Genomic DNA, 22,772 nt, shown 5'->3' on the forward strand with positions numbered 1-22,772 from the left:
GACCGCGGTCCCGGAGTGCGGCCAAGCTCACGCAGGCTCGCGGGCATGCCCTGCCGTCCGGAATTGTTCGCCGCCGAACCGATCCCGCCCGCACCACGGCCGGACTGTCCGCGCCACCGAGCCGGAGGGCGGCGGGCACTTCGCGCCGTTCGAGGAGCCTGAGCGGTACGCCCGGGAACTCCGCGACTTCTTCCGCCCGCTCCGGGAGGGACAACGCCTGGTACGGGCGCGGGCGACGGGAACTCCCGGTGCCCGGCACCCGATCGCCCGTCTTGGCCGCACCGGGATCGCGGCCGCGGCAAGCATACGGCGACCGCCTAGCTCCCCCACGTGGACGGCATCCGCCCGGTCTCGCCCGCCGGCGGCAGCTCCGGCGACAGCAACGCCAGATCCGGCGGCACCAGCACCGCCGCCGAAACCAGCGCCGCCACCAGATCCTCGTCCGGCGACCCCGGCCGGAACCGGAACCGCACCGAATCCAGCACCCCCGCCACCGCTTCCGCGGTCCACCCGCCGTCCGGATCGAGCACGGACAACCGGCGCGCGGCCAGCGGAACCGGCACCGGGCGCGGCCGCTCCTCCCGCCGCAGGAACCCCCGCGCCACCATCGCGAGCACGAGCCGTTCGTCCGGCCGCAGCCGCCCGGCCGGGACCGGCGACGGCGTCCCGTCGGCGATCCGGATCTCCAGCACGTGCTCGCGGTCCCCCGAACCGCGCGCGTACACCGGGAGATAGCCGGGCGGCAGCGGAACCGGCGCGGCCCCGGCGAACACCAGCCGCGACCGCGGCAGCCGCAGCGGCACCTTGCCGGTCGCCCGCACCCACCACCGGCCCGCGTGCCGCTCCAGCACGCCGTGGCGGCGGCTGACCTGGCGGTCGTCCTCGCCGAGCGGCACCGTCACCTCGGCGGTGTTCCGCCCGAACGTGACCGGCTCCCGCGCCGCCGGCGGCACCAGGACGCCCCCCGCGCGTCCCAGCACCGCCAGCGTGCCCGGCGGCGACGCGAACCCGAGCGCGAGGCTCGGGTGTCCCGCGGGCAGCGTCCGCATCGCCTCCCCTGCCACGGACACCCCCCGCGAAGCCGCTGCCGGACCCCGGCCGGGCGGCCGCGACGGCCCGCCGGGGGCGCGGGGGCGCATCCGCCGCGCACCGCGAGTCAAGCAGGAGGAGCCGGGACCCCTCCCGGATCGTCCCCGGGTTCGAGCAGCGCCAGGTCCGGCGGGATCAGCGTCGTCGACAGCAGGAGTTCCTTGATCAGGTTGTCGTTGAGCGCGTTCCCGACCGGTTCGCCGACCTCTTCCCTGGTCAGCCCGGCCACCCCGGCGCGCGCCAGCCGGGCGCGCACCGCGCCGACGAGGTGCTCGACGCGCTTGCCGCTCCAGCGCGCCTCCGGTTTCAGCTCGGACAACTGCTCCGCCACCTGCCGCCACGCGAGCGGCTGCGGATACTGGTCCTGCAGCAGATACCGCTGCGCGAGCGAGACGAGGACGAGCCGTTCGTCCGGCGTCAGCCGCCACATCCGCGGCGGTTCGGTGACGTCCTGCGGCCGCGAATCCGGGCGGCGGCCGTCCGCGCCCGCGACGTACACCTCCAGCAGATGCTCGCGCCCGGCCGAACCGCGCACGAACGCCGCGGTGTAGCCCTCGGCCAGCGGCACCGGCTCCTCTTCGGGGAACAGCAGCCGCGAGCCGGGCAGCCGGATCGGCAGCTTCCCGGTGTTGTGGATCCACCAGGAACCCCGGCGGCGCACCAGGAATCCCTGTTTCCGGCTGACCTTCCGGTCGTCCTCGCCGACGCACACGTGCACGTCGTCGCGGTTGCGCCCGAACAACACCTGCCTGCCTTCGCGCGGCGGCATCCGCACGCCGCCGGTCACCGCGAGGGCGAAGATCGTGCCCGGCGGGGAGGGCGGGACGCCGTGCGCGAGGCTGCCGTGGTCCGGGCCCAGCTCTTCCGGCGGGCCGCCGGGAAACGCGGTCATGTCTTCGGCAGCTTTCCGGCCAGCGAACCGGCCAAAGTGGACACTGGCGCGCACAGCCGGTCCGAGGGCGGCTTTCCCCGCACCACGACCCGCAGCTGTTCCACTCTCGGGTCCCCGTGCGCGTCGGTGTAGGAACGGTAGACGAGGACCGCCTGGCAGGTGTTCTCGGCGAAATCGTCGGTCATGACATAGGCGTCGTGCCCGCCGATCTGCACGAGCTGGCCGGTCTCGCTGCCCGGCGGCTGGTCCCGGTCGAACATGACGGTGACCGAACGGTCGCTCGCCGGGCTCGTCCAGTCGCACCACCAGCCGCCGAAGCCGCGCTCGATCCGGACCGGCGCGGCGACCCCGGCCGTCGCGGAGACCCCGATCGAGTCCAGCAGCGAGCACGCGTCCACATCCGCGAGCGAACCCGCCGGGAACGCCCGCGCGCGCGGGGGAACCCCGGCCGCTGTCATCGCTTTCGCCGCCGAAGCGACCGCCGTGTCGGCGGCCCGGCACAGGTCGAGCTGGTAGCCGTCGTCCTGCCTGGCCGTCACCTTCACCGCGAACCGGTCCTGCAGCTGGATCGTCCGCTCGCACTGATCCGGCGACGAAGCGGCGAAAACCGGGAACGGCCCGGATTTCGACTGCGTGCCTTCCAGCGCGGAACCGGGCGGATCGTTCAGCTCCACCAGGACGTCCGCTTGGCGGTCGCCGCGATGCAGGAGCACGTCGCAGCGGTTGAAGTTCCCGTAGTCCGAAACCACTTCCGGGTCGCCGAACGGCTTCAGCGGCGCGGGGTCGACCAGCCGGCACGGGTCGGCGGCCCGCGGGTCGGGACCGATTCCGAGCTTCGCCTGTTCCACCGGCGGAGTCGCGTCCGTCCTGGCCGGACGCGTCACGAAATACGCGGCGACCACGACCGCGACCGCCGCGGCCGCCACCCCGGCGATCAGCAGCCCGCGCCGGTTGCGCCGCCGCGACGGCACGTCGACCGGCAGCGCGTCGATCCCCTCGGCCAGCAGTTCCCCCGCCGACACCGCGGTCGGGCGTTCGGCGGGTTCGCGCCGCATCAGCAGTTCCAGCGTCGGCGCGAGACCGTCCGCGTGCCGTGCACGCGGTACCGCGCCCTCGGCGACCCGGCGGATGGTGGCGTACTCGTTGCCGCCGGAGAACGGCGGCGTGCCCTCGACGGCGGCGAAAAGCGTTGCCCCCAAGGCGAACACATCCGACGCCGCGGTGGGCGGATGCCCTTGCGCGACCTCCGGGGCGAGGTAGTCCGGCGTGCCGCCGATGAGCGGCGAATCGGTGACCGTCTCGTCCGTGCGGACTGAACGGGAGATGCCGAAATCGGTGAGCTTCGCGCGGCCGTCCGAGGCGATCAGGACGTTGCCCGGCTTGACGTCGCGGTGCACGATGCCGTGCCCGTGCACCGCGCCGAGCGCCGCCGCGATCTGCACGCCGATCTCGGCGACCGTGCGCGCGGGCAGCCTTCCTTCCGCCGCGAGGATTTCGGCGAGGCTGCGCGACGGGACGTACTCCATCACCAGCCACAGCTCGTCCCCGTCGGCGGCGACGTCGAAGAAGGTGACCACGTTGGGGTGCAGCACGCCTGCCGCCAGCCGGGCCTCGCGGCGCAGCGTCCGCCCGCTCACCACGTCGGACAGGCGGGCCTGCTTGAGCGCCACCTCCCGGTCGAGCCGGTCGTCGTGCGCCCGCCAGACGACGCCCATGCCGCCGCTGCCGACGCGCTCCAGCAGCCGGTACCGATCCGCGATGAGCTGGTCCGCGTGCACCGACGCTCCCCTCGGCGTGGTCCGACCCCTGTGAGGTAACTCGCAGTAACGGTACTGCATCACGCGCGTCCGCAGAAAGCGGCCCGGGGACCCCTCCCGCCGTCCGGCCCTATCTTCGCCGCGTACCCCCGTCCGAGCGAAAAAGAGGAGACCCTTGCGCACCCTCGTCCTGGCCGGCGCCGCGGTACTGGCCGTTGCCTTCGCCCCGCCCGCGCACGCCGGTTCCCGGCTGCACATCACCGCCGGCGGCACCCCGGGCCACCCGCGCGTGTATTCCGGCGGCGGGAGGTCCGTCCCCGGCATCGACGTCGACGCCAACTGGGTCGTCGTCGACGGATTCACTCTCGACAGACCGCCGGCGCCCGGCGTGGAAATCCGCGGCGATCACGTGACCTTGAAGAACACCAGGATCACCGCCCCGCAAGGCGGCGACGGCGACGGCATCCGGTTCTTCGGCGACTACCTCGCCATCGAGCACAACACGATCAGCCGGACCTCGAACCGCGACGGCGCGCACGCCGACTGCATGCAGACCTTCTCCAGCGACAGCCCGCCGAGCAACCACGTCCGGATCGAAGGAAACCGCTGCGAGAAAATCGCCAACATGTGCCTGATGGCCGAAGGCCCGAACGACGGCGAGGGCGACGGAAAGGGCCACACCACGGATTTCCTGATCAAGGACAACTTCTGCGAAACTCTCGCGGCCTCGCAGACGCTGATGTTCGAGGACGTCCAGCAGGCCGTCGTCACCGGCAATACCTTCGCGGCGGGCCCGGACCACGCGATCGGCCTGGCGATCCACTCCACCGGCGCCCAGGTCGAAGGCAACCGCGTGGACCCGTCGATCCCGTGCGAGGTCGGCATCGACGATTCGTCACGGAAGGGCTACACCGGACCGGAACCCGCTTGCGCTCCGTGACCTTTGTGGACGGTCCGGCCGACCGCGCACGGTGACCGGAACCGCCGGATTTCGCGCGGGGTTCGGGCAGCCGGGTGAATCGAGGGTGACGCGGTTCACCAGCGGACGGGACGGGTACTTCCTCCGGGACGGCACGCGGGCCGCCGAAGGAGACCTCCATGCTCAGTCACCACGAACGCGTCGAGCTGGACAAGATCGAGCGCTGGTTCGAAACCAGCGACCCGGAACTGGCCGCCGCCCTGCGCCGCGGCAAACCGGCCCGTTCCGCCGCGCTGCTGACCGCGTTCGCGATCCTGCTGGACGTCGCCGCGTGCGGCCTTCTGGTCGCCGGGATCGCCGCTTCGAGCCCCGCGCTGACGGTCTGCGCCCTCTTCGCCGCGGCGGGCGGGGTCGCGGCGCACGTCGCCCGCCGCCGCGGGTGAGCGCACAGACCTCGCCCATCGCACCTGCACGCGACGCCACAGGTCCGTGAGGGCCGCCCTCCGGGAATCTGATTCCGTCAGGGTTCTCCGCACGCACTCTCCACAGGATGCGCCGCCCGCCCCGCGCACCGCACACTGGTCCGGTGTCCGATTGGGTGCTGCACGTCGACCTCGACCAGTTCATCGCCGCCGTCGAGGTCGCGCGGCGGCCGGAGTTGCGGGGGCGGCCGGTGATCGTCGGCGGGAACGGCGATCCGGCCGAGCGCGCCGTCGTGGCGACCGCGTCCTACGAGGCGCGCGAGTTCGGCGTCGATTCCGGCCTGCCGCTGCGGCTGGCCGTCAAGCGGTGTCCGGACGCGGTCCTCCTCCCCGTCGACGCCCCGGCGTATCAGGAGGTCTCCGACCGGGTCATGGCCCGGCTGCGGGAATTCCCGGTGGTCGTCGAGGTGCTCGGCTGGGACGAGGCTTTCCTCGGCGCGACCGCCGACGATCCCGAGGCGCTCGCCGCGGAAATCCGGCGCGGCGTCGAGGAAGAAACCGGGCTCTCGTCCTCGGTCGGAATCGGCGACAACAAGCTGCGCGCCAAACTCGCCACCGGGTTCGCGAAACCGGCCGGAATCTACCGGCTCACCCAGGAAAACTGGTGGGAGGTCATGGCGGAACGGCGCACCGACGCGTTATGGGGAATCGGCCGGAAAACCGCGAAGAAACTCGCCGAAGCCGGGTACACCACCATTCTCGGCCTCGCCGCCGCCGACCCGGACGCGCTCGCCGCGCGGTTCGGGCCGAAGCTGGGTCCGTGGTATCGCCTGCTGGCAGGCGGCATCGGCGACGCCGAGGTGAGCGCGACCCCGTACGTCGCGCGTTCCCGAAGCAGGGAAACGACATTCCAGCAAGACCTCACCGACCCCGACGCCATCGCCAGGGAGACCGCGACCCTGGCCGGACGCGTCGCGCGGGACGTCGCCGACGAGGGCCGTCCCGCGGCGCGCGTCGCGGTCAAAGTGCGGTTCGCGCCGTTCCACACCCACACCCACAGCGTGACGCTGCCCGCACCGTCCTCGGATCCGGCCGTGCTCGCCGCGGCGGCGCAAGACCTGCTGGGCCGCTTCGCCTTCGGCAAACCGGTGCGGCTGCTCGGCGTCCGCGCCGAATTCCCGCGCGCTTGACAGGCCCCGGCCGGGCTTGCCAAGGTGGAACGGACGCGCCCGCTGGGGCGCGGCTCCGGGCCGAGAGGCGCTGCGACGGGGTTTCCCCGCCACGCTCGGCCCGCGGGACTTCGAGCGAAGGGCGCCTCCTGGTTCAGGAGGTGCCGCGTGCCACTGGCGATTTCGGCCGTCTCAGCGCCGTCGCGCGAGGTGGGCCGTGTGGTCGGCGACCAGTTCGACCGTCTCCGGAAGCACCTGCCGGATCCGCCGGAAAACCCGCTCCCGCACCGAAACCGGCAGAATCAGGTACGCCGAGACCGTGGCCAGCAGCCCGATCAGCTCGTCCGCGCTCAGCCTCGTCCGCTGCCGGACGACGACCTGCCGGACGTCGGCGAACAACTCGGACTGCTCAAGTTCCGTGCCGGGCCACTGCAGTGCGTTCCCCGGCGGCGTGCCGTCCGGCGACGGGAACTCCGCGCTCTCCAGAAACGGCGCTTGAGCCTCGTCGATCGCTTTCTGCACAACGGGATCCGCGAGGTCGACCGGTCCGCCGAACGACGCGAACACCCCGCCCGGCGCGAGCAGGGCGGCGATCCGCGGCCACCGCCCGGCCGGGTCCGTCCAGTGCAGCGCCGCGGCCGAGTACACCAGCCCGTACCGCCGGTCCGGCCGCAGGTCTTCCAGCGCGCCGCGGCGGGTCTCGACGCCGGCGGGCAGGTGCTTGCGCAGTTCGGCGAGCATCGCCGGATCCGGATCGGTCGCGGTGACCGCGATCCCCCGTCCCGCGAAGAGCCGGGTCGCTTTCCCCGTCCCAGCCCCGATTTCGAGGGCTTCGGCCACCGGCGCACCCGCGTAGTCCAGCACCTTTTCCGCTAGCTCGGCGGGATATCCCGGACGGTACCGCTCGTACGCCTCCGCCACCGCCCCGAAACTCAACGCGCGTTCTGCCATGCCCGCCATTCTGGCCTGATCCGCACCGCGCGCGCCTCCCTTTTCCGGCACCGGCCAGGCGCCGGTGCTCCGTTATGCCCGAAAACCCCGAAAGGAACGGAAAAAATGTCGCCCACCCTGCGCACCGCCGGCGCCGTGCAGTTCGCGGTCGCCGACCTGTCGCTCGCCGCGGCCGGACGCATCCAGCTCGACCTCGCCGAGCACGAAATGCCCGGCCTGATGGCGCTGCGCCGCGAGTTCGCGGACTCCCAGCCGCTCAAGGGCGCGCGCATCGCGGGCTCGCTGCACATGACCGTGCAGACCGCGGTGCTGATCGAAACGCTCGTCGCGCTCGGCGCCGAGGTGCGCTGGGTGTCCTGCAACATCTTCTCCACCCAGGACGAGGCGGCCGCGGCGGTCGTGGTCGGCCCGGACGGAACGCCGGAGCGGCCCGAGGGCACCGCGGTATTCGCGTGGAAGGGCGAAACCCTCGACGAATACTGGTGGTGCACCGACCAGCTGTTCCGTTTTCCCGGCGGCGCGCTGCCGAACATGATCCTGGACGACGGCGGCGACGCGACCCTGCTCGTCCACAAGGGAGCCGAGTTCGAGAAGGCGGGCGCGGTGCCCGCCGCGCACGAGGACGACCCGGAGGACTACCGGATCCTGCTGCGCACCCTCGCGGCCAGCCTCGCGCAGGACCCGCGGCGGTTCACCCGGATCGCCGGCGCGATGCGCGGGGTCACCGAGGAGACCACGGCGGGCGTGAACCGGCTGTACCAGCTCGCGGCCAACGGCGAGCTGCTGTTCCCGGCGATGAACGTCAACGACTCGGTCACGAAGTCGAAGTTCGACAACAGGTACGGAATCCGCCATTCGCTCCCGGACGGCCTCAACCGCGGCACCGACGTGATGATCGGCGGAAAGTACGCCGTCGTGTGCGGGTACGGCGACGTCGGCAAGGGTGCGGTCGAGGCGCTGCGCGGGCAGGGCGCGCGCGTCGTGGTGACCGAGGTCGACCCGATCTGCGCGCTGCAGGCCGCGATGGACGGGCTCGACGTGGTCGAACTCGACGACGTCGTGGAGCGCGCCGACATTTTCCTCACCACCACCGGCAACTTCGGCATCGTTTCCGCGGCGCAGATGGCGCGGATGAAGCACCAGGCGATCGTCGCGAACGTCGGCCACTTCGACAACGAGATCGACATGGCCGGGCTGGCGAAGATCCCGGGCATCGTCAAGACCGAGGTCAAACCGCAGGTGCACACGTGGCGCTTCCCGGACGGGCACGCGATCATCGTGCTGTCGGAGGGCAGGCTGATGAACCTCGGCAACGCGACCGGGCATCCCTCGTTCGTGATGTCCGCGTCGTTCGCGAACCAGGTGCTCGCGCAGATCGAGCTGTTCGGCAAGCCGGGCGACTACGCGAACGACGTGTACCGGCTGCCGAAGCACCTGGACGAGAAGGTCGCGCGGCTGCACCTGGACGCGCTCGGCGTCCGGCTGACCAAGCTGAGCAAGGAACAGGCGGAGTACATCGGCGTCGACGTGGACGGGCCGTACAAACTGGACCACTACCGCTACTGACCGCGCCGCCGGGCACGGCCGCGGGAGAAGGGGTCCTCCGGCTCCGAGGGGGAGGGAGAGCCGAAGGACCCCCGGTAGTGTTAGCACATCGCCAAGCAGCTTGTACACGGCAAGCTACCCGATCGGGTAAAGCCGCCCCGGCCACGCGGGGTGCCGGCCGGGGCGCCGCCGGAGGTCAGGAAGCCTGCCGCAGCAGGGGTTTCTCGGCTCCGGTGCAGGCGCACCCGGCGTCGAGGGTGTGACAGTCGATGATCAGGCCGTGCCGGACCCGGTCCAGGTCGAGGCAGGACGGATCGGTGCACTCGGCGAACCCGCGGTCCGGGTGGACCACCAGGGTGCCGTGACAGTGGTCGATGCCGCTCGTGCAGAACGCGCACTCCATGCTCAGCCGCCTTCCGCTCAGGTATTCGAGTCCCCGGCGCCGGTTGCTCCGGGCCGGACTCCTCTTTGGTACCACTGGAAATCTCGCCGTCGCAGGATACCCGGCGGCGTGTCGGCGCCCCGGTCCGGTGAAGTCCGCCGCACTCGCTCACCCGGCGTGACGACCGGCGTTTTCCGGACGGCAGCAGTGAAATTTCCCTGTTCCGCGGCGCGGAACATCCGCCGCGCCAGCCGCGTACCGGCGAAATCCCCGATCAGGCGCTCTTCGGCCGCCGAGCCCGCGACGCCGGTTTCTTCGCCGCCGCTTTGCCGTCGCCGGCGGCTTTTTTCGTCTCCTTGGCGGGCCCGCGGGTCTTCTTCGCCGCCGACACGCTCGCCTCCAGCGCCGCCATCAGGTCGACGACCTCGGCCTTCTCCCCCTGTTTCGGCGCGCCGGCCGTCCGGCCGCCGCCCGCCTTCGCCTCGATCATCGCCTCAAGCGCCTCCCGGTAGGAGTCCGAGTATTTCTCCGGTTCGAACACCGGCTCCGACAGCGAGTCGATCAGCGACCCCGCCATGGTCACCTCCTGCGCGCGGACCTGCGGCGGATCCTCGTGCAGGAACGGGAAATCCGGGACCCGGACCTCGTCGGCCCACAGCATCGTGGTCATCACGAGCACGTCGTCCACGACGCGCAGCAGCGCCAGGCTCTCCCGCTGGCGCACCGCGACCTTCGCGATCGCCACGTGGCTCGCCTTCTGCAGCGCGTCGCGCAGCACCACGTACGGCTTCACCGCGTTCTTCTGCGGCTCCAGGTAGTAGGTGCGGTCGAACCGGATCGGGTCGATCGACTCCAGCGGCACGAATTCGAGCACGTCGATCGAATGCTGGGTGGGCAGCGGCAGCTCGGCGAGGTCGGCGTCGGTGATCACCACCATCTCGCCGTCGGGCAGCTCGTAGCCCTTGGCGATGTCGGAGTAGGGCACCTCCTCGCCGTCGACCGAGCAGAACCGCTTGTACTGGATCCGCCCGCCGTCGGCGACGTGCACCTGGCGCAGCGACACGTTCTTGTTCTCGGTCGCCGCGTACAGCTGGATCGGGATGCTGACCAGCCCGAACGACACCGAGCCCTTCCACATCGACCGCATGCCGCGCACCTCCGCCGAGTTCCCCGGTACGTATTCACGCTCGGTGACCACCGTAGCCGCGATCGTCCGATTCCGACAGTCCGCGCAGGTCCGGGGGCTACGCGCGGGCGCCGCGCGTGCGCAGCCGCTCACCGGCGGCGGCCTCCGGGTCCGGTGCCGGGCGCGGTCGGCCGGACCGGATCGGCCTCGTCCGTGCCCGGGCTCTCGCCCGGCGGACGGACCAGAACTCCGGAACCAGCCCCAGCCCGGCGAACGAACCCGCGACGCCGTTTCCCGGCAACGAGGCCAGCACGGTCAGCATCGGCCGCGTGTCGGCGCGGAGATCGACGATCCATCCGCACGAGGCCCGTGCTTCGACCGTCCGCAGTGCCGCTGCCCCGGTCTCGATGCGCCGACGCTCGCCCTCTTGGCGACCGTCGTCGCGGGCGGCGCCTTGGCTCGCCCGGGACTGAGCAGTTCGGTGTGCTGACTGCCCAGTTCGGAGATCACCGCCTGGATCGCCGGACAGGGTGGACCGCGACCAGTCCGGTGCCGAGCAGAACCAGAACGACGACCGCGGCCAGCGCTCTTCTCAAGCCGGAGCGCCCGGGAAATGCGGGTTCTCGATCACCCCGACCAGGTTCCCGTCCGGCGCGCGCACCAGCGCGGCGCGGATCCCGCCGCCGAAATCGGTCACCGCCGAGTGTTCGGCCGCGCCCTCCCCGACCAGCTTCGCCACCGCGGCTTCCGCGTCGGGCACTCCCCAGTAGGTCACCGGCCCGTCGCCGTTCTCCGCGCGGCCGTTCGGATCGAGCGCCAGTTCGTAGCCGTGCACGCGGTACCCGACATAGAACGGCTCGTCGAAGTACGGCGGCACCCCGAGCACCCGGGTCCACCAACCCTTGGCCGCGGCCAGATCGGCGGCCGGATACACGATCGTGCGCAATCCATCGAACATGTGTTCATCCTGGCACAGCTGCCCGGGAACGCGTCCCTACAAGTCGGCCGGCTGCCTGCGCAGCGTGACCTCGCGCCCGGAAGCGGTGCGCACCGTGACCGCACGCACGCCCGGCTGTCCGGACACGACCGTCAGCGGCAAGCGGTCGAAAGTCTCGGCGCCGATGTGCTCCCGCAGCTCCCCAGCGTCCGCGCCGATCTCCAGTCCGGTCACCGCCACCCCGCGCTCACCGTCCCCCGCCGCACCGCGATCCGGATTGGTGGCCGGGTCCTCGCGGTAGAACCAGTTCGGCAGCCCCCGCCGCCAGCACGTGTCGAGCGCGCGGCCGGGGCCGGGCGCGGTGGTGATGACGCGCTGGGTGCCGTCGGGCTGAACGCGCCCCGGAAGCCGGGCCACCTCGCCGCCGAGCCGGTGCGCGACCTCGGCCAGCTCACCGAGGGTGTCGGCGCGCAGGCTCCAGAACATCCACCGGTCGCCGTCCGAGACGACGCGGTCGAACCACGCGACTCCCTCGTCCCGCTCGGCCGCCGGGGCGGTCACCGCCTCGACTTCCAGGTACACGTCCCCGCCGAGCGGGAAGATCGTGTTCGCGATGCCCGCCGCGAAGGCGCCCCCGTCGTAGCAGGCGAGCCCGGTCTCCTCCCGCACTCCGCGGACGCCCTCGCCCAGATCGCGGACGCCGAGGCAGAAATGGTCAAGGTGGAACATGCCGATCCTTTCCGGATGCGTCACGGGGCGGCGAGTTCGTGCGCCCTCAGTGCGGAAAGTTGCCGACCGAATGGTCAGATACGTGCCGAACACACATTAGGGAGCCCCGGAAGCGCCTGTCCACCCTCTTGATCAAGATCGCGACGAGGAGGACGAACCGGAGAAGCCGTCGCGTTTCCGGCGAAAACGAGCGAACCGAACTCGTCGGCGAACGCCGCCACGGCGTCCGCGTCGGGGTGCGCGAAAGCTCGCCCTCCCCACCGGTCGCGCATGCGCGGACGTGGGGCTCTTCCGGCATGCGCCCGGGGCGGAGAGCCGGTCGACGCGCCAGTGCGTTCGCTCGCCTGGACAGGGGGTCGTGGGTGTTGATCCCGGTTCTAACCGGGACCCCCCCTGCGAGAACGCAACTTTTCGCGGTCCGCATAATTTTTCGCGCCACGCAACTTTCGCTGCTACTCTCGTCCCGGTGACCTCCACCGCACCCCTGGGCCTGCGCGAGCGCAAGAAACGAGCCGCGCGAAGGGCGCTCGCCGAAGCCGCGCTCCGGCTCGCGGTCGAGCGGGGTGTCGACCAGTTGCGGGTGGAGGACATCGCCAACGAGGTGGGCGTGTCCCCGCGCACCTTCAACAACTATTTTTCCAGCAAGGAGGAAGCTGTCTGCGCGTTCATCGTCGAACGGCAGGAGCGCGTGCGCGAAGCACTCCTGGCGAGGCCCGCCGACGAGCCGCTGTGGGACGCGGTCGTCAACGCCTCGATCACCCGGTTCGCCGAGGACGACCGTCCGGATCGCGAAAATGTGCGGCGGGTGCGCGCGTTGCTGGAGAACGGCGCCCTGTTCGCCGAAATGCTGCGCGCGTTCGCCACCGTCGAGCGCGTGCTGGCCGACGCCATCGCCGAACGAGCGGGCGAGCACGCAAATCCGTTGCACGCCCGGCTGATGGCGAGCATTGTGCAGAACGCTTCGCGCATCGCCTTCGAAACCTGGCTCAATTCGGACTCCGACGACGAAGAGTTCGTATCGGCCTTCACCGGCCTCCTGCGGGAGGCAGCCGCCGGGATGCCGGCCCTGGCCGCGTCCGGCGCGGCACGCTAGACCCGAACCGACGCCATTCACTTTTTTTGGGGGAGTACCCGACCGTGCTGGTCAAACTGTTGCGCAGTTACCTGCGCCCGTACCGGGCCGTGCTGTGGCTCGTCGTCGCGCTGCAACTGGTGCAGACGATCGCCGCGCTGTACCTGCCCACGCTCAACGCCGACATCATCGACGGCGGCCTGGTCAAAGGCGACACCGGCTACATCGTGAAGATCGGCGGCGTGATGCTGCTGATCACGCTGGTGCAGATCGCCGGGTCGATCGGGGCCGTCTACTACGGTTCCCGCACCGCCGCCGCCGTCGGCCGTGACATCCGCGCCGGAGTCTTCCACCGGGTGCAGGATTTCTCCGCCCGCGAGATCGGCACCTTCGGCACGCCGTCGCTGATCACCCGCACCACCAACGACGTCCAGCAGATCCAGCTGCTCGCCGGGCTCACCTTCACGCTGATGGTGTCCGCGCCGATCATGTGCGTCGGCGGCATCCTGCTCGCGCTGCAGCAGGACGTCCCGCTGTCGTCGCTGCTCGTCGTCATCGTGCCGGTGCTGGGCGTCGCGATCGGGCTCATCGTCATGCGGATGCGCTCGGCCTTCCGGCTCATGCAGGTGCGCCTCGACCGGATCAACCAGGTCATGCGCGAGCAGATCATGGGCATCCGGGTGATCCGCGCGTTCGTGCGGGACAAGCACGAGCGCGAGCGTTTCGGCCGCGCCAACGACGAGCTGTTCACCGTGTCGCTGCGGGTCGGCAGGCTGATCGCGCTGATGTTCCCCACCGTGATGCTGGTGGTGAACGTGTCGAGCGTCGCCGTGCTGTGGTTCGGCGGGCAGCGGGTCGACAGCGGGGCCATGCAGATCGGCGCGCTCACCGCGTTCCTGGCCTATCTGCTGCAGATCCTGATGGCGGTCATGATGGCCACCTTCATGTTCATGATGGTGCCGCGCGCGGAGGTCAGCGCCGAGCGGATCACCGAGGTGCTGGACACCGAGTCGAGCGTGCGCCCGCCGGACGAGCCGGTCGCGGCCGGAGCCGAGCACGGGCACCTCGACCTGACCGGCGTCGAATTCCGCTACCCCGGCGCGGAAAAACCGGTGCTGCAGGACGTTTCGCTGTTCGCCCGGCCCGGGGAGACCACCGCGATCATCGGCAGCACGGGCAGCGGGAAGACGACGCTGCTCAACCTGATCCCGCGGCTGATGGACGCCACCGAGGGCTCGGTCCGGGTGGACGGCGTGGACGTGCGCAGGCTCGACCCGGCGGTGCTCTCGTCGGTGGTCAGCATGGTGCCGCAGAAGCCGTACCTGTTCGCCGGAACGGTCGCCAGCAACCTCCGCTACGGCAATCCGGACGCGACGGACGAACAGCTCTGGCACGCGCTGGAAGTAGCGCAGGGCAAGGACTTCGTGGAACGGATGGAGCAGGGCCTCGACTCCCCCATCGCCCAGGGCGGCACGAACGTCTCGGGCGGGCAGCGGCAGCGGCTCGCGATCGCGCGGATGCTGGTGCACCGGCCGGAGATCTACCTGTTCGACGACTCGTTCAGCGCGCTCGACTACGCCACCGACGCCGCGCTGCGCCGCGCGCTCGCCGGCGAAACCCGCGACGCGACCGTCGTCATCGTCGCGCAGCGGGTCAGCACGATCCGCGGCGCGAACCGGATCATCGTGCTCGACGACGGCCGCGTCGTCGGCACCGGAACCCACCACGAGCTGATGGACACCAACGCAACCTACCGGGAAATCGTGCTTTCGCAGCTGACCGAGCAGGAGGCGGCGTGAGCGAGGAAACGAAACCCGCCGCCGCGCACGACGACGAACCCGCCGCCGCCGCGCGCGACAAGACCCGGCCGCAACCGGCGGCGGGACCCGGCCGGATGATGTCCGCGGGCATGCCCGCCGAGAAGGCGCTCGACTTCACAGGCTCGCTCGCCCGGTTGCTCCGGCTGCTGCGCCCGCAACGAGCGGCGCTGACCGGAGTCCTGGTGCTCGGCGCGGTCGGCGTCGCGCTGACCGTGATCGGGCCGAAGGTGCTGGCCCGCGCGACGGACCTGATCTTCGCCGGCGTGAACAGCAGGAGTCTGCCCGCGGGCGCGACCAAGGAGCAGGTGATCGAGGGCCTGCGGGCGCGGGGGCAGAACACCCTGGCCGACATGTTCACCAGCGTCGACCTGACGCCCGGCCACGGCGTCGACTTCACCGCGGTCGGCCAGGTGCTGATGATCGTGCTGGCGCTGTACGTCTTCGCGTCGTTCCTGGGCGTCATCCAGGCGCGGCTCACGACGAACCTCGTGCAGGGCGCGGTGTTCCGGCTGCGCCAGGACATCGAGGAGAAGTTCGCGCGGCTGCCGCTGCGCTACTTCGACCGCCAGCCGCGCGGCGAGGTGCTGAGCCGGGTCACCAACGACATCGACAACCTGGCGCAGTCGCTGCAGCAGACGCTGTCGCAGATCGTCACGTCGCTGTTCACCGTGCTGGGCGTGCTGGTGATGATGTTCGTCATCTCGCCGCTGCTGGGCGCGATCGTGCTGCTGACGGTGCCGGTGTCGGTGTTCGTCGCGGCCAAGATCGGCAAACGCGCGCAGCCGCAGTTCATCCGGCAGTGGTCGACGACCGGGAAGCTCAACGCGCACATCGAGGAGATGTACTCGGGCCACTCGCTGGTGCGCGTCTTCGGCCGCGGCAAGGAGGCCGAGGAGGTCTTCCGGCAGCAGAACGAGGCACTGTACGAGGCGAGCTTCAAGGCGTCGTTCATCTCCGGCACGATCCAGCCGGGCATGATGTTCATCGGCAACCTGAGCTACGTGCTGGTCGCCGTCGTCGGCGCCCTGCGGGTCGCCTCGGGCACCCTGACCCTGGGCGACGTGCAGGCGTTCATCCAGTACTCGCGCCAGTTCAGCCAGCCGGTCACCCAGATCGCGAGCATGGCGAACCTGCTGCAGTCCGGCGTCGCCTCGGCCGAGCGGGTGTTCGCGCTGCTGGACGCCAAGGAACAGGAACCGGAGCCGGAGCACCCGCAGCGCCCCGAGGTCGTGCGCGGGCAGGTCGAGTTCGAGCACGTGTCGTTCCGCTACCTGAAGGACACGCCCCTCATCGAAGACCTGTCGCTGTCGGTCGACCCCGGCCACACCGTCGCGATCGTCGGCCCGACCGGCGCGGGCAAAACCACGCTGGTCAACCTCCTGATGCGGTTCTACGAAATCGACGGCGGCCGGATCACCCTGGACGGCGTCGACATCAAGGCGATGGACCGCGAGGAACTGCGCTCGAAGACCGGCATGGTCCTGCAAGACGCCTGGCTGTTCGGCGGCACGATCGCGGAGAACATCGCGTACGGCGCGGACGACGTGACCCGCGAACAGGTCATCGAAGCCGCGAAGGCAACCTATGTGGACCGCTTCGTCCGCACGCTGCCCGACGGCTACGACACAGTCCTGGACGACGAGGGCGGCACCGTCAGCGCAGGCGAGAAGCAGCTGATCACCGTCGCCCGCGCCTTCCTGGCGAGGCCGGCGATCCTGATCCTGGACGAGGCCACCAGCTCGGTGGACACCCGCACCGAGGTCCTGATCCAGCACGCCATGAACTCCCTGCGCACCGGCCGCACGAGCTTCGTGATCGCCCACCGCCTGTCCACGATCAGGGACGCGGACGTGATCCTGGTGATGGAAAACGGCAACATCGTAGAACAAGGCAACCACGAAACGCTCATCAACGCGGGCGGCGCCTACTCCCGCCTGTACGCGGCCCAATTCGCGGAAGCCATGGCGGAAACCGAATAACCGCAACCAAACGTACGCGAGGGGAACCCTGGGGAATCAGATTCCCTCAGGGTTCCCCTCACGACCAACGCCCGCCGCCGCACCGCCACCCGCGAACCCCACCGCGACCAACCGCCCAAGCCGCGCAGCCACCGCAGCCACCGCACCCAACCGCCCAGGCAGCCACACTCCCCCCCGCCCCCGATACAAAGCCAAAAACACGGCGCGGGGGAGCTTGTCAAGGCATCTTTCCCGCCTTGACAAGCACCCCCGCGCCGTCGTCACACTCACCCTTCGGGGCGCCCCACGCACCCACCGGGCGCAATGTCGCCCCCAGGCGACGAGCCGCCCCCGAAGATCACAGCCGAGGAATATTCCGCAAATTGGACTTGGCCAACTCCAGCATCTTCCCCACTCCCCCGCTCAGCACAGTCTTGCTGGCCGCCAACGCAAACCCCTTGACCTGTGCCGCAGTGATACTAGGCGGAATAGACAACGCATTGGGATCCGTGACCACATCCAGCACCGCGGGCCCGTCGTGCCCCAGGATGTCCCGAATCCCGTCCCGGACCTCCCCGGGTTTCTCCACCCGCCGCGCATACAGCCCGGCCGCCCGGGCGATCCCGGCGAAATCCACCTGATCGTGGTCGGTACCGAACTCCGGCAGCCCGTCCACGAGCATCTCCAGCTTCACCATCCCCAGCGACGAGTTGTTGAACACCACGGCCTTGACCGGCAAGGCATGCGTCTTGAGCGTCAGCAACTCCCCCATCAACATGGCCAGCCCGCCGTCCCCGCACATGGCGACCACCTGCCGCCCGGGCTCCGCGGCCTGCGCCCCGATCGCATGCGGCAACGCGTTAGCCATGCTCCCGTGCACGAACGAACCGAGAATCCGCCGTCGCCCGTTGGGCGTGATGTACCGCGCCGCCCAGACATTGCACATCCCGGTGTCCACAGTGAACACCGCGTCCTCAGCGGCTTCCTCGTCGAGCACGTCGGCGACATACTCCGGATGCAACGGAATGTGCTTCGACACCTCGTTGGTATAGGCGTCCACCACCCGCTGCAGCCCCCGCTCGTGCTTGCGCAGCATGGCATGCAGGAACGACCGGTCAGCACGCTCGCGCAACCGGGGCACCACGGCCCGGATCGTCGCCCCGACGTCCCCCTGCACCCCGAACTCCAGCACCGACCGGCGCCCCATCCGCGACGGATCGATGTCGACCTGCACGGTGTTCCGCTGCGGCAGGAAGTTGTCGTACGGGAAGTCCGTGCCCAGCAGCAACACGAGATCGGCCTCGTGCATCGCCTCGTAGCAGGCCCCGTACCCGAGCAACCCGCTCATCCCCACATCGAAGGGATTCGAGTACTGCACGAACTCCTTGCCCCGCAACGAATGCCCCACCGGCGCTCCGACCGCTTCGGCAAGCGCGAGCACGTCATCGTGCGCGTCCCGGCACCCCGCACCGGCCATGATCATCACTTTCTCCGCCCGATCGATCCGGTCGGCGAGACGAGCGATGTCGGCTTCGGCAGGCACCACGGCAGGCGGGCTCCCCAGCGACGCCGACTCCCCGGTGGCGTGCGCGGCAGGCTCCTGCGACACATCACCAGGAAGCACCAGCACCGCGGCCCCGCGCCGCCCGACCGCGTTCTGCACCGCGATCCGCCCGAGTCGCGGCATCTGCTCCGGCGAACTCACCATCTCGCAGTAGTGCGAGCACTCGGCGAACAGCTGCTGCGGATGCGTCTCCTGGAAGAACCCGGTCCCGATCTGCGCGGACGGAATGTGCGACGCGATCGCGAGCACCGGCGCCCCCGACCGGTGCGCGTCGTAGACCCCTTGCAGCAGATGCAGGTTGCCCGGCCCGCAGCTGCCCGCGCACACCGCGAGCCGTCCGGTGAGCTGTGCCTCGGCCGCGGCGGCGAACGCGCCGGCCTCCTCGTTGCGCACGTGCACCCAGTCGATCCCGCCACGTTCCGAGCCCCCGGTGCGGCGCACCGCGTCCACCACGGGGTTGAGGCTGTCGCCCACCACCCCGTAGATCCGGCGCACCCCGGATTGCACCAGAACGTCGATCAACTGGTCGGCCACCGTCGCCATGCTCTTGCGTCCCTTCGTGAGAGTCCCTTCCAAGTCTGGCGCCGATCGGGCGAACCGCCACCGCATTGACAGGTATTGTTGTCAATGGCACGGTGATCGGGACCGAGGAGGGAAGCCGCAGATGCCACCCGAGTTCGAGGTGCGCAAAGAGGTTCAGCTGCCCGCGGAACCCGACGCCGTGTGGGAGGCCGTCGCGACCGGGCCGGGCATCGACTCGTGGTTCATGGGCCGCCACGAGGTCGACGCCGCGGCGAAACGGATCCGGTTCAGTCTCGGCGGAATCCGCACCGAGGCGGAAATCACCGCGTGGGATCCCCCGCGCAGGTTCGCCTACCGGGGCGAAGCGGCCGAGGACGGCACGTTCGACGCGATGGAGTTCCTCGTGGAAGCGGCCGAAGGCGGCACTTCTGTACTGCGGTTCGTCCACCGCGGGTTCTCCCAGGACGGCTGGGACGACGAATACCACGAGTCCTTCGCCGTCGGCTGGGAGATGTACCTGCACACGCTCGCCCAGCTGCTGGCCCACTTCCCCGGCCGGTTCGCGACCTACGTGACCGCGGACGGCCCGGCCTCCTCGGCGAGCCGGGACGCCTGGCCGAAGCTGCTCGCGGCGCTCGGCCTGCCCGCCGAACCCTCAGCGGGGCAAGAAGTCCAGTTCACCGTGGGCGACGAAGTGGTAGAGGGCATCTTCGACTACTCGACCCCGAACTACGCCGGAGTCCGCACCGAGGACGCCCTCTACCGGTTCCACGAACGGTCGCTGCTCGGCATGCCGGTCGCGGCCGGACATCACCTGTTCCGGCCGGACGTCGACGAGACCGCCGAAAGCGCGGCCTGGAGCCGCTGGCTCGCCCACGCGCTCAGCTGAGGTCAGCGGCGGCGCAGCAGCAACGCCGCGCCGCCGGCCGCCACGACGACCCCGGCGATCACGTTGCCGGTCACCGCACCGGCCGACGGCACTGTCTCGTCGCCGTACCGCAACAGGAACGGCGACACCGCGGCCCACGCCCCGAGCACCGGCAGCACCCAGGTCAACGCCTGCGCGCCGGAATCCCGCGCCCGCATGGCAGCGAAAACGACGATCGCCAGCCCGGCGACCGTGTTGCTCACCGCGAGTTCGGCGGCCCCGCCGAAGCGCAGCAGCCAGGGCGCGGCGATCAGGTACAGCCCGGCCAGGACAGCGAGGCCCGCCGCACCCCCGGAGACCGCGGTCCTGCCGGACATCGTGCTGGTGGACATCTGGGATCACCTCAGCAGATCTCGGTTCCACCCCACGGGTACCCAGATTCCGGCCGGAGATCACGCGCCCGCGGCGGCGCACGCCTCGCGCAGGCCGCTGCGCACCGGAGCCTCGATCCCGGACACCGCGAAAGCGCGCAGCACGAGCGGCCCGGTCGCCACGATCGAAAGCGCGGGCCGGGCGCGGCTCGTCTCTTCGAGCGCGCGGAGCCCGGCGCAGCTGAGATAGCCGACCCGCGACAGGTCGACCACCAGTTTGCCGCCGGCTCCGGAGGCGGCCGTCAGCGCGGAGCGGAACTGCCCCACCGACGCGATGTCGATCTCCCCCGCGGCCGTGACCAGCACCGTGTCCCCGTCCCTCCGGCTGGTGAAGACGGTGAGACCGGCCGCCCCGCGAGAACCCATTGGCGGAACGGTACGCGCCCGCGCGGCCCTGGCAAACCGTCCCGCCTCAGCCGGGTGGGGGAATTCACCGGAACGTCACCGCTGGGCGAGGAGCTTGTCCCGCAGCTCCGGCCGGCCGGCGAGACCTTCCCGGACTGTGTGGTCGACGAACGGCCGCATCCGCTCGCGAGGAGCGAGCGACCAGTCGAGCGGGCCGAGCGGCGGCCGCGGGTCGTATTCGATGCCGAACTGGACGAGCCGCGCGGCGTCCTCCCCGCGCATCCGCTCCACCAGGTGCAACGCGAGGTCGATGCCCGCCGAGACCCCGGCGGCGGTGATCACCGAACCGGTGTCCGCCCAGCGCTGCCGGACCGGCGTGGCCCCGAACGCGCGCAACGTCTCCAGGAACGTCCAGTGCGTCGTCGCCTCGCGGCCTTCGAGCAGCCCAGCTTGGCCCAGCAGCAGCGAACCGGTGCACACAGAGGTCATCAGCTCGGCGGTGGTCGCGGCGCGGCGGAGATAGCCGATGAGCTTCTCGTCGCCGAGCGCGCGCAGCGTCGGCGCGCCGCCGCCGGGGACCAGCACCCAGGACGGGTCCGGAACCTGGTCGAAGGTGTGGCTCGGCGCGATCCGCAACGGCGTGTCGGTTTCGGTGGTTTCCAGGGTTTCGCCCACGACCGCCACGCGGACCGAGGGGTCGGCCGCCGCGTGACCGGTGATCACCTGCAGCGGTCCCGCCAGGTCGAGCAGCGTCAGGCCGGGGTAGACGACGAACGCGAAGGTTTTCTGGGTCATGCCGCCACCCTCCCGGGCGCGCGGGCAGGACGGGACACGCGTGTCCGGAATCCTGCGAACCCGGTTGATCCGGCCGGGCGAGCTGCTACGGTGCGGCCATGCCGAGTACCGCCCGGCAGGTCGTGATCCTCGGGTACCCCGACGCCGAACTGCTCGACATCGCCTGCGTGTCCGACGTTTTCGACGCCGCCACCCGGCTCGGCGCGGCCCGGCCGTACGAGGTCCGGCTCGCCAGCGTCGACGGGCTCCCCTTCGCCTGCCAGTCCGGGCTCACGCTCGTCCCGCACGTCCGGATCGACCAGATCCGCGGGCCGCTCGACACGTTCGTCGTCGCGGGCGGGCTGGGCCACCTCGCCGCCGCCAAGGACGAGCGGCTGCTCGCTCACGTGCGGCGGCTTTCGCCGCGGAGCAGACGCACCGCGTCGGTCTGCACCGGGGCGACCGTGCTCGCCGCCGCCGGGCTGCTGAGCGGCCGCCGCGCCACCACGCACTGGTCGCACGCGTCGCGGCTCGCCGAGCAATACCCGTCGGTGACCGTGGACCCGGTGCCGCTTTTCGTGCGGCACGGCGACGTCTACACCTCCGCGGGCGTCACCAGCGGGCTCGACCTCACCCTCGCCTTCGTCGAAGAGGACCACGGCCCGACGCTCGCCCGCGAGGCCGCCCGGTCGCTGGTCACCTACCTGCAGCGGCCCGGAAACCAGGCGCAGGTCAGCATGTTCCTCGCCGGTCCGCCGCCGGAGCACCGGCAGGTCCGCGACCTCACCGCATACGTCGCCGAACATCTCGCCGACGACCTCGGCACCCACGCGCTCGCGAACCAGGCCGGCATCAGCACCCGCCAGCTGACCCGGCTGTTCGACGCCCATCTCGGCACCACCCCGGGGAAATACGTGCGAACCGTGCGCGCGGAACACGCCGCCCGGCTGCTGTCCGGCACCGACCTCCCGCTCGCCGCGATCGCGCGACGCTGCGGATTCGGTTCCACGGAGACGCTCCGGCAAGCGTTTCTGGACCATTTCGACACCCCGCCTTCGGCGTATCGGCGGGTCCACCTGCGTTCTGCGCACGCCTGAACGAAACGCCCGCTTCCTCCCCCCACCCGGTACGCGCGAACCGCGGGCCGGGAGGGCAGGATGTCCGCCGTGGCACCGCACGACTACCCCGATCAGGACCCCGACGACACCGGCCCGCTGCCGCGAGTGCCGGGCGAATCCGCGTCCCCGTCCTCCGCCGTGCCACCCCCTGCCGCTCCGCCGCGCGCCCGGCCGGACGGGCCGCGCCGGGCGCGCCGTGCCGGACCCGGGCGACCGGCCGAGCGCACCGGCCGATCGGCCGAGCCCGCACGACCCGTCGAGCGGTCCGGCAACCCCGAGCGCTCCGGCGAGCCCGGATGGCCGGTGGAGCGCTCCGGCAACCCCGAGCGACCAGTGGAGCGCTCCGGCAACCCCGAGCGACCAGTGGAGCGCTCCGGCAACC

General features: G+C 71.0%; 21 protein-coding genes, 1 pseudogene and 1 riboswitch. Of the genes and pseudogenes, 10 read left to right on the forward strand and 12 right to left on the reverse strand.

From position 1 onward, the window contains the following. Nucleotides 1-317: 317 nt before the first annotated feature. The 3 genes from A4R44_RS13960 to A4R44_RS13970 form a co-directional block, all read right to left on the reverse strand. Nucleotides 318-1,049 carry an FHA domain-containing protein gene (locus A4R44_RS13960; protein ID WP_067579905.1) on the reverse strand — a complete coding sequence of 244 codons (732 nt, stop codon included), beginning with the start codon at nt 1,047-1,049 and terminating at the stop codon, nt 318-320. A gap of 107 nt (nt 1,050-1,156) precedes the next feature. Continuing rightward, nucleotides 1,157-1,981, reverse strand: coding sequence for a hypothetical protein (locus tag A4R44_RS13965; RefSeq protein WP_067579907.1), 825 nt, complete (start codon nt 1,979-1,981; stop codon nt 1,157-1,159). Further along, a complete protein-coding gene (locus tag A4R44_RS13970) occupies nt 1,978-3,759 on the reverse strand; it encodes a serine/threonine-protein kinase (protein WP_157904862.1) in 1,782 nt (593 codons plus the stop codon). Before A4R44_RS13970 ends, A4R44_RS13965 begins: the two co-directional genes overlap by 4 nt. A gap of 154 nt (nt 3,760-3,913) precedes the next feature. Between A4R44_RS13970 and A4R44_RS13975 the strand changes: the two genes are divergently transcribed. From A4R44_RS13975 to A4R44_RS13985, 3 genes are all read left to right on the forward strand, one after another. Continuing rightward, on the forward strand, nt 3,914-4,678 hold the full coding sequence (locus tag A4R44_RS13975; RefSeq protein WP_067579909.1) for a right-handed parallel beta-helix repeat-containing protein: 765 nt from the start codon (nt 3,914-3,916) through the stop codon (nt 4,676-4,678). 158 nt (nt 4,679-4,836) lie between these two features. Then, nucleotides 4,837-5,100 carry a DUF3040 domain-containing protein gene (locus A4R44_RS13980; protein WP_067579911.1) on the forward strand — a complete coding sequence of 88 codons (264 nt, stop codon included), beginning with the start codon at nt 4,837-4,839 and terminating at the stop codon, nt 5,098-5,100. Nucleotides 5,101-5,207: 107 nt separating this feature from the next. Next, nucleotides 5,208-6,269: a DNA polymerase IV gene (locus A4R44_RS13985; protein ID WP_067579913.1), complete on the forward strand. Its 1,062-nt coding sequence runs from the start codon at nt 5,208-5,210 to the stop codon at nt 6,267-6,269. Between the two features lie 56 nt (nt 6,270-6,325). Further along, nucleotides 6,326-6,403, forward strand: a riboswitch (S-adenosyl-L-homocysteine riboswitch). A 37-nt stretch (nt 6,404-6,440) separates the two neighbouring features. On the opposite strand, the gene A4R44_RS13990 is transcribed toward A4R44_RS13985, so the two are convergent. Beyond that, the gene (locus A4R44_RS13990; protein WP_067580219.1) at nt 6,441-7,199 is read right to left on the reverse strand and encodes a trans-aconitate 2-methyltransferase; all 759 of its coding nucleotides are present in this window, start codon (nt 7,197-7,199) and stop codon (nt 6,441-6,443) included. A gap of 105 nt (nt 7,200-7,304) precedes the next feature. On the opposite strand from A4R44_RS13990, the gene ahcY reads away from it, so the two are divergent. After that, nucleotides 7,305-8,765: an adenosylhomocysteinase gene (gene ahcY, locus A4R44_RS13995; protein ID WP_067579915.1), complete on the forward strand. Its 1,461-nt coding sequence runs from the start codon at nt 7,305-7,307 to the stop codon at nt 8,763-8,765. Nucleotides 8,766-8,940: 175 nt separating this feature from the next. Here ahcY and A4R44_RS14000 read toward each other — a convergent pair whose 3' ends face one another. The 4 genes from A4R44_RS14000 to A4R44_RS14020 all read right to left on the reverse strand — a co-directional run bounded on the left by A4R44_RS14000 (nt 8,941) and on the right by A4R44_RS14020 (nt 11,918). After that, nucleotides 8,941-9,147: a hypothetical protein gene (locus tag A4R44_RS14000; protein ID WP_067579917.1), complete on the reverse strand. Its 207-nt coding sequence runs from the start codon at nt 9,145-9,147 to the stop codon at nt 8,941-8,943. Nucleotides 9,148-9,400: 253 nt separating this feature from the next. Beyond that, nucleotides 9,401-10,273: a Ku protein gene (locus A4R44_RS14005; RefSeq protein ID WP_067580221.1), complete on the reverse strand. Its 873-nt coding sequence runs from the start codon at nt 10,271-10,273 to the stop codon at nt 9,401-9,403. Between the two features lie 571 nt (nt 10,274-10,844). After that, nucleotides 10,845-11,210: a VOC family protein gene (locus A4R44_RS14015; protein WP_067579921.1), complete on the reverse strand. Its 366-nt coding sequence runs from the start codon at nt 11,208-11,210 to the stop codon at nt 10,845-10,847. A 36-nt stretch (nt 11,211-11,246) separates the two neighbouring features. Beyond that, the gene (locus tag A4R44_RS14020) at nt 11,247-11,918 is read right to left on the reverse strand and encodes a VOC family protein (RefSeq protein ID WP_067580224.1); all 672 of its coding nucleotides are present in this window, start codon (nt 11,916-11,918) and stop codon (nt 11,247-11,249) included. A gap of 466 nt (nt 11,919-12,384) precedes the next feature. Here A4R44_RS14020 and A4R44_RS14025 point away from each other — a divergent pair, with 466 nt between their 5' ends. From A4R44_RS14025 to A4R44_RS14035, 3 genes are all read left to right on the forward strand, one after another. Next, nucleotides 12,385-13,011 carry a TetR/AcrR family transcriptional regulator gene (locus A4R44_RS14025; RefSeq protein ID WP_067579923.1) on the forward strand — a complete coding sequence of 209 codons (627 nt, stop codon included), beginning with the start codon at nt 12,385-12,387 and terminating at the stop codon, nt 13,009-13,011. A gap of 44 nt (nt 13,012-13,055) precedes the next feature. Continuing rightward, on the forward strand, nt 13,056-14,789 hold the full coding sequence (locus A4R44_RS14030; RefSeq protein ID WP_067579925.1) for an ABC transporter ATP-binding protein: 1,734 nt from the start codon (nt 13,056-13,058) through the stop codon (nt 14,787-14,789). 95 nt (nt 14,790-14,884) lie between these two features. Continuing rightward, complete coding sequence (locus tag A4R44_RS14035) at nt 14,885-16,789, forward strand: ABC transporter ATP-binding protein (RefSeq protein ID WP_198545288.1); 1,905 nt, start codon at nt 14,885-14,887, stop codon at nt 16,787-16,789. 337 nt (nt 16,790-17,126) lie between these two features. On the opposite strand, the gene A4R44_RS14040 is transcribed toward A4R44_RS14035, so the two are convergent. Beyond that, complete coding sequence (locus tag A4R44_RS14040; protein WP_067579929.1) at nt 17,127-18,875, reverse strand: pyruvate dehydrogenase; 1,749 nt, start codon at nt 18,873-18,875, stop codon at nt 17,127-17,129. 121 nt (nt 18,876-18,996) lie between these two features. Between A4R44_RS14040 and A4R44_RS14045 the strand changes: the two genes are divergently transcribed. Next, nucleotides 18,997-19,743 (forward strand): SRPBCC domain-containing protein, encoded by a 747-nt coding sequence (locus A4R44_RS14045; RefSeq protein WP_067579931.1) that lies wholly within the window; start codon nt 18,997-18,999, stop codon nt 19,741-19,743. Between the two features lie 2 nt (nt 19,744-19,745). Here the strand turns inward: A4R44_RS14045 and A4R44_RS14050 are convergent, their stop codons facing one another. The 3 genes from A4R44_RS14050 to A4R44_RS14060 form a co-directional block, all read right to left on the reverse strand. Continuing rightward, complete coding sequence (locus A4R44_RS14050; RefSeq protein WP_067579933.1) at nt 19,746-20,114, reverse strand: SPW repeat protein; 369 nt, start codon at nt 20,112-20,114, stop codon at nt 19,746-19,748. A 60-nt stretch (nt 20,115-20,174) separates the two neighbouring features. Then, nucleotides 20,175-20,519 (reverse strand): STAS domain-containing protein, encoded by a 345-nt coding sequence (locus A4R44_RS14055; RefSeq protein ID WP_067579936.1) that lies wholly within the window; start codon nt 20,517-20,519, stop codon nt 20,175-20,177. A gap of 75 nt (nt 20,520-20,594) precedes the next feature. After that, nucleotides 20,595-21,293: a DJ-1/PfpI family protein gene (locus A4R44_RS14060; RefSeq protein WP_067579938.1), complete on the reverse strand. Its 699-nt coding sequence runs from the start codon at nt 21,291-21,293 to the stop codon at nt 20,595-20,597. Between the two features lie 98 nt (nt 21,294-21,391). On the opposite strand from A4R44_RS14060, the gene A4R44_RS14065 reads away from it, so the two are divergent. Continuing rightward, complete coding sequence (locus A4R44_RS14065) at nt 21,392-22,369, forward strand: GlxA family transcriptional regulator (RefSeq protein WP_067579940.1); 978 nt, start codon at nt 21,392-21,394, stop codon at nt 22,367-22,369. Nucleotides 22,370-22,429: 60 nt separating this feature from the next. Next, a pseudogene (locus A4R44_RS50265) lies at nt 22,430-22,772 on the forward strand (hypothetical protein); the annotation flags it as partial.

This window comes from Amycolatopsis sp. M39, assembly GCF_001651785.1.
GTDB lineage: Bacteria > Actinomycetota > Actinomycetes > Mycobacteriales > Pseudonocardiaceae > Amycolatopsis > Amycolatopsis rubida.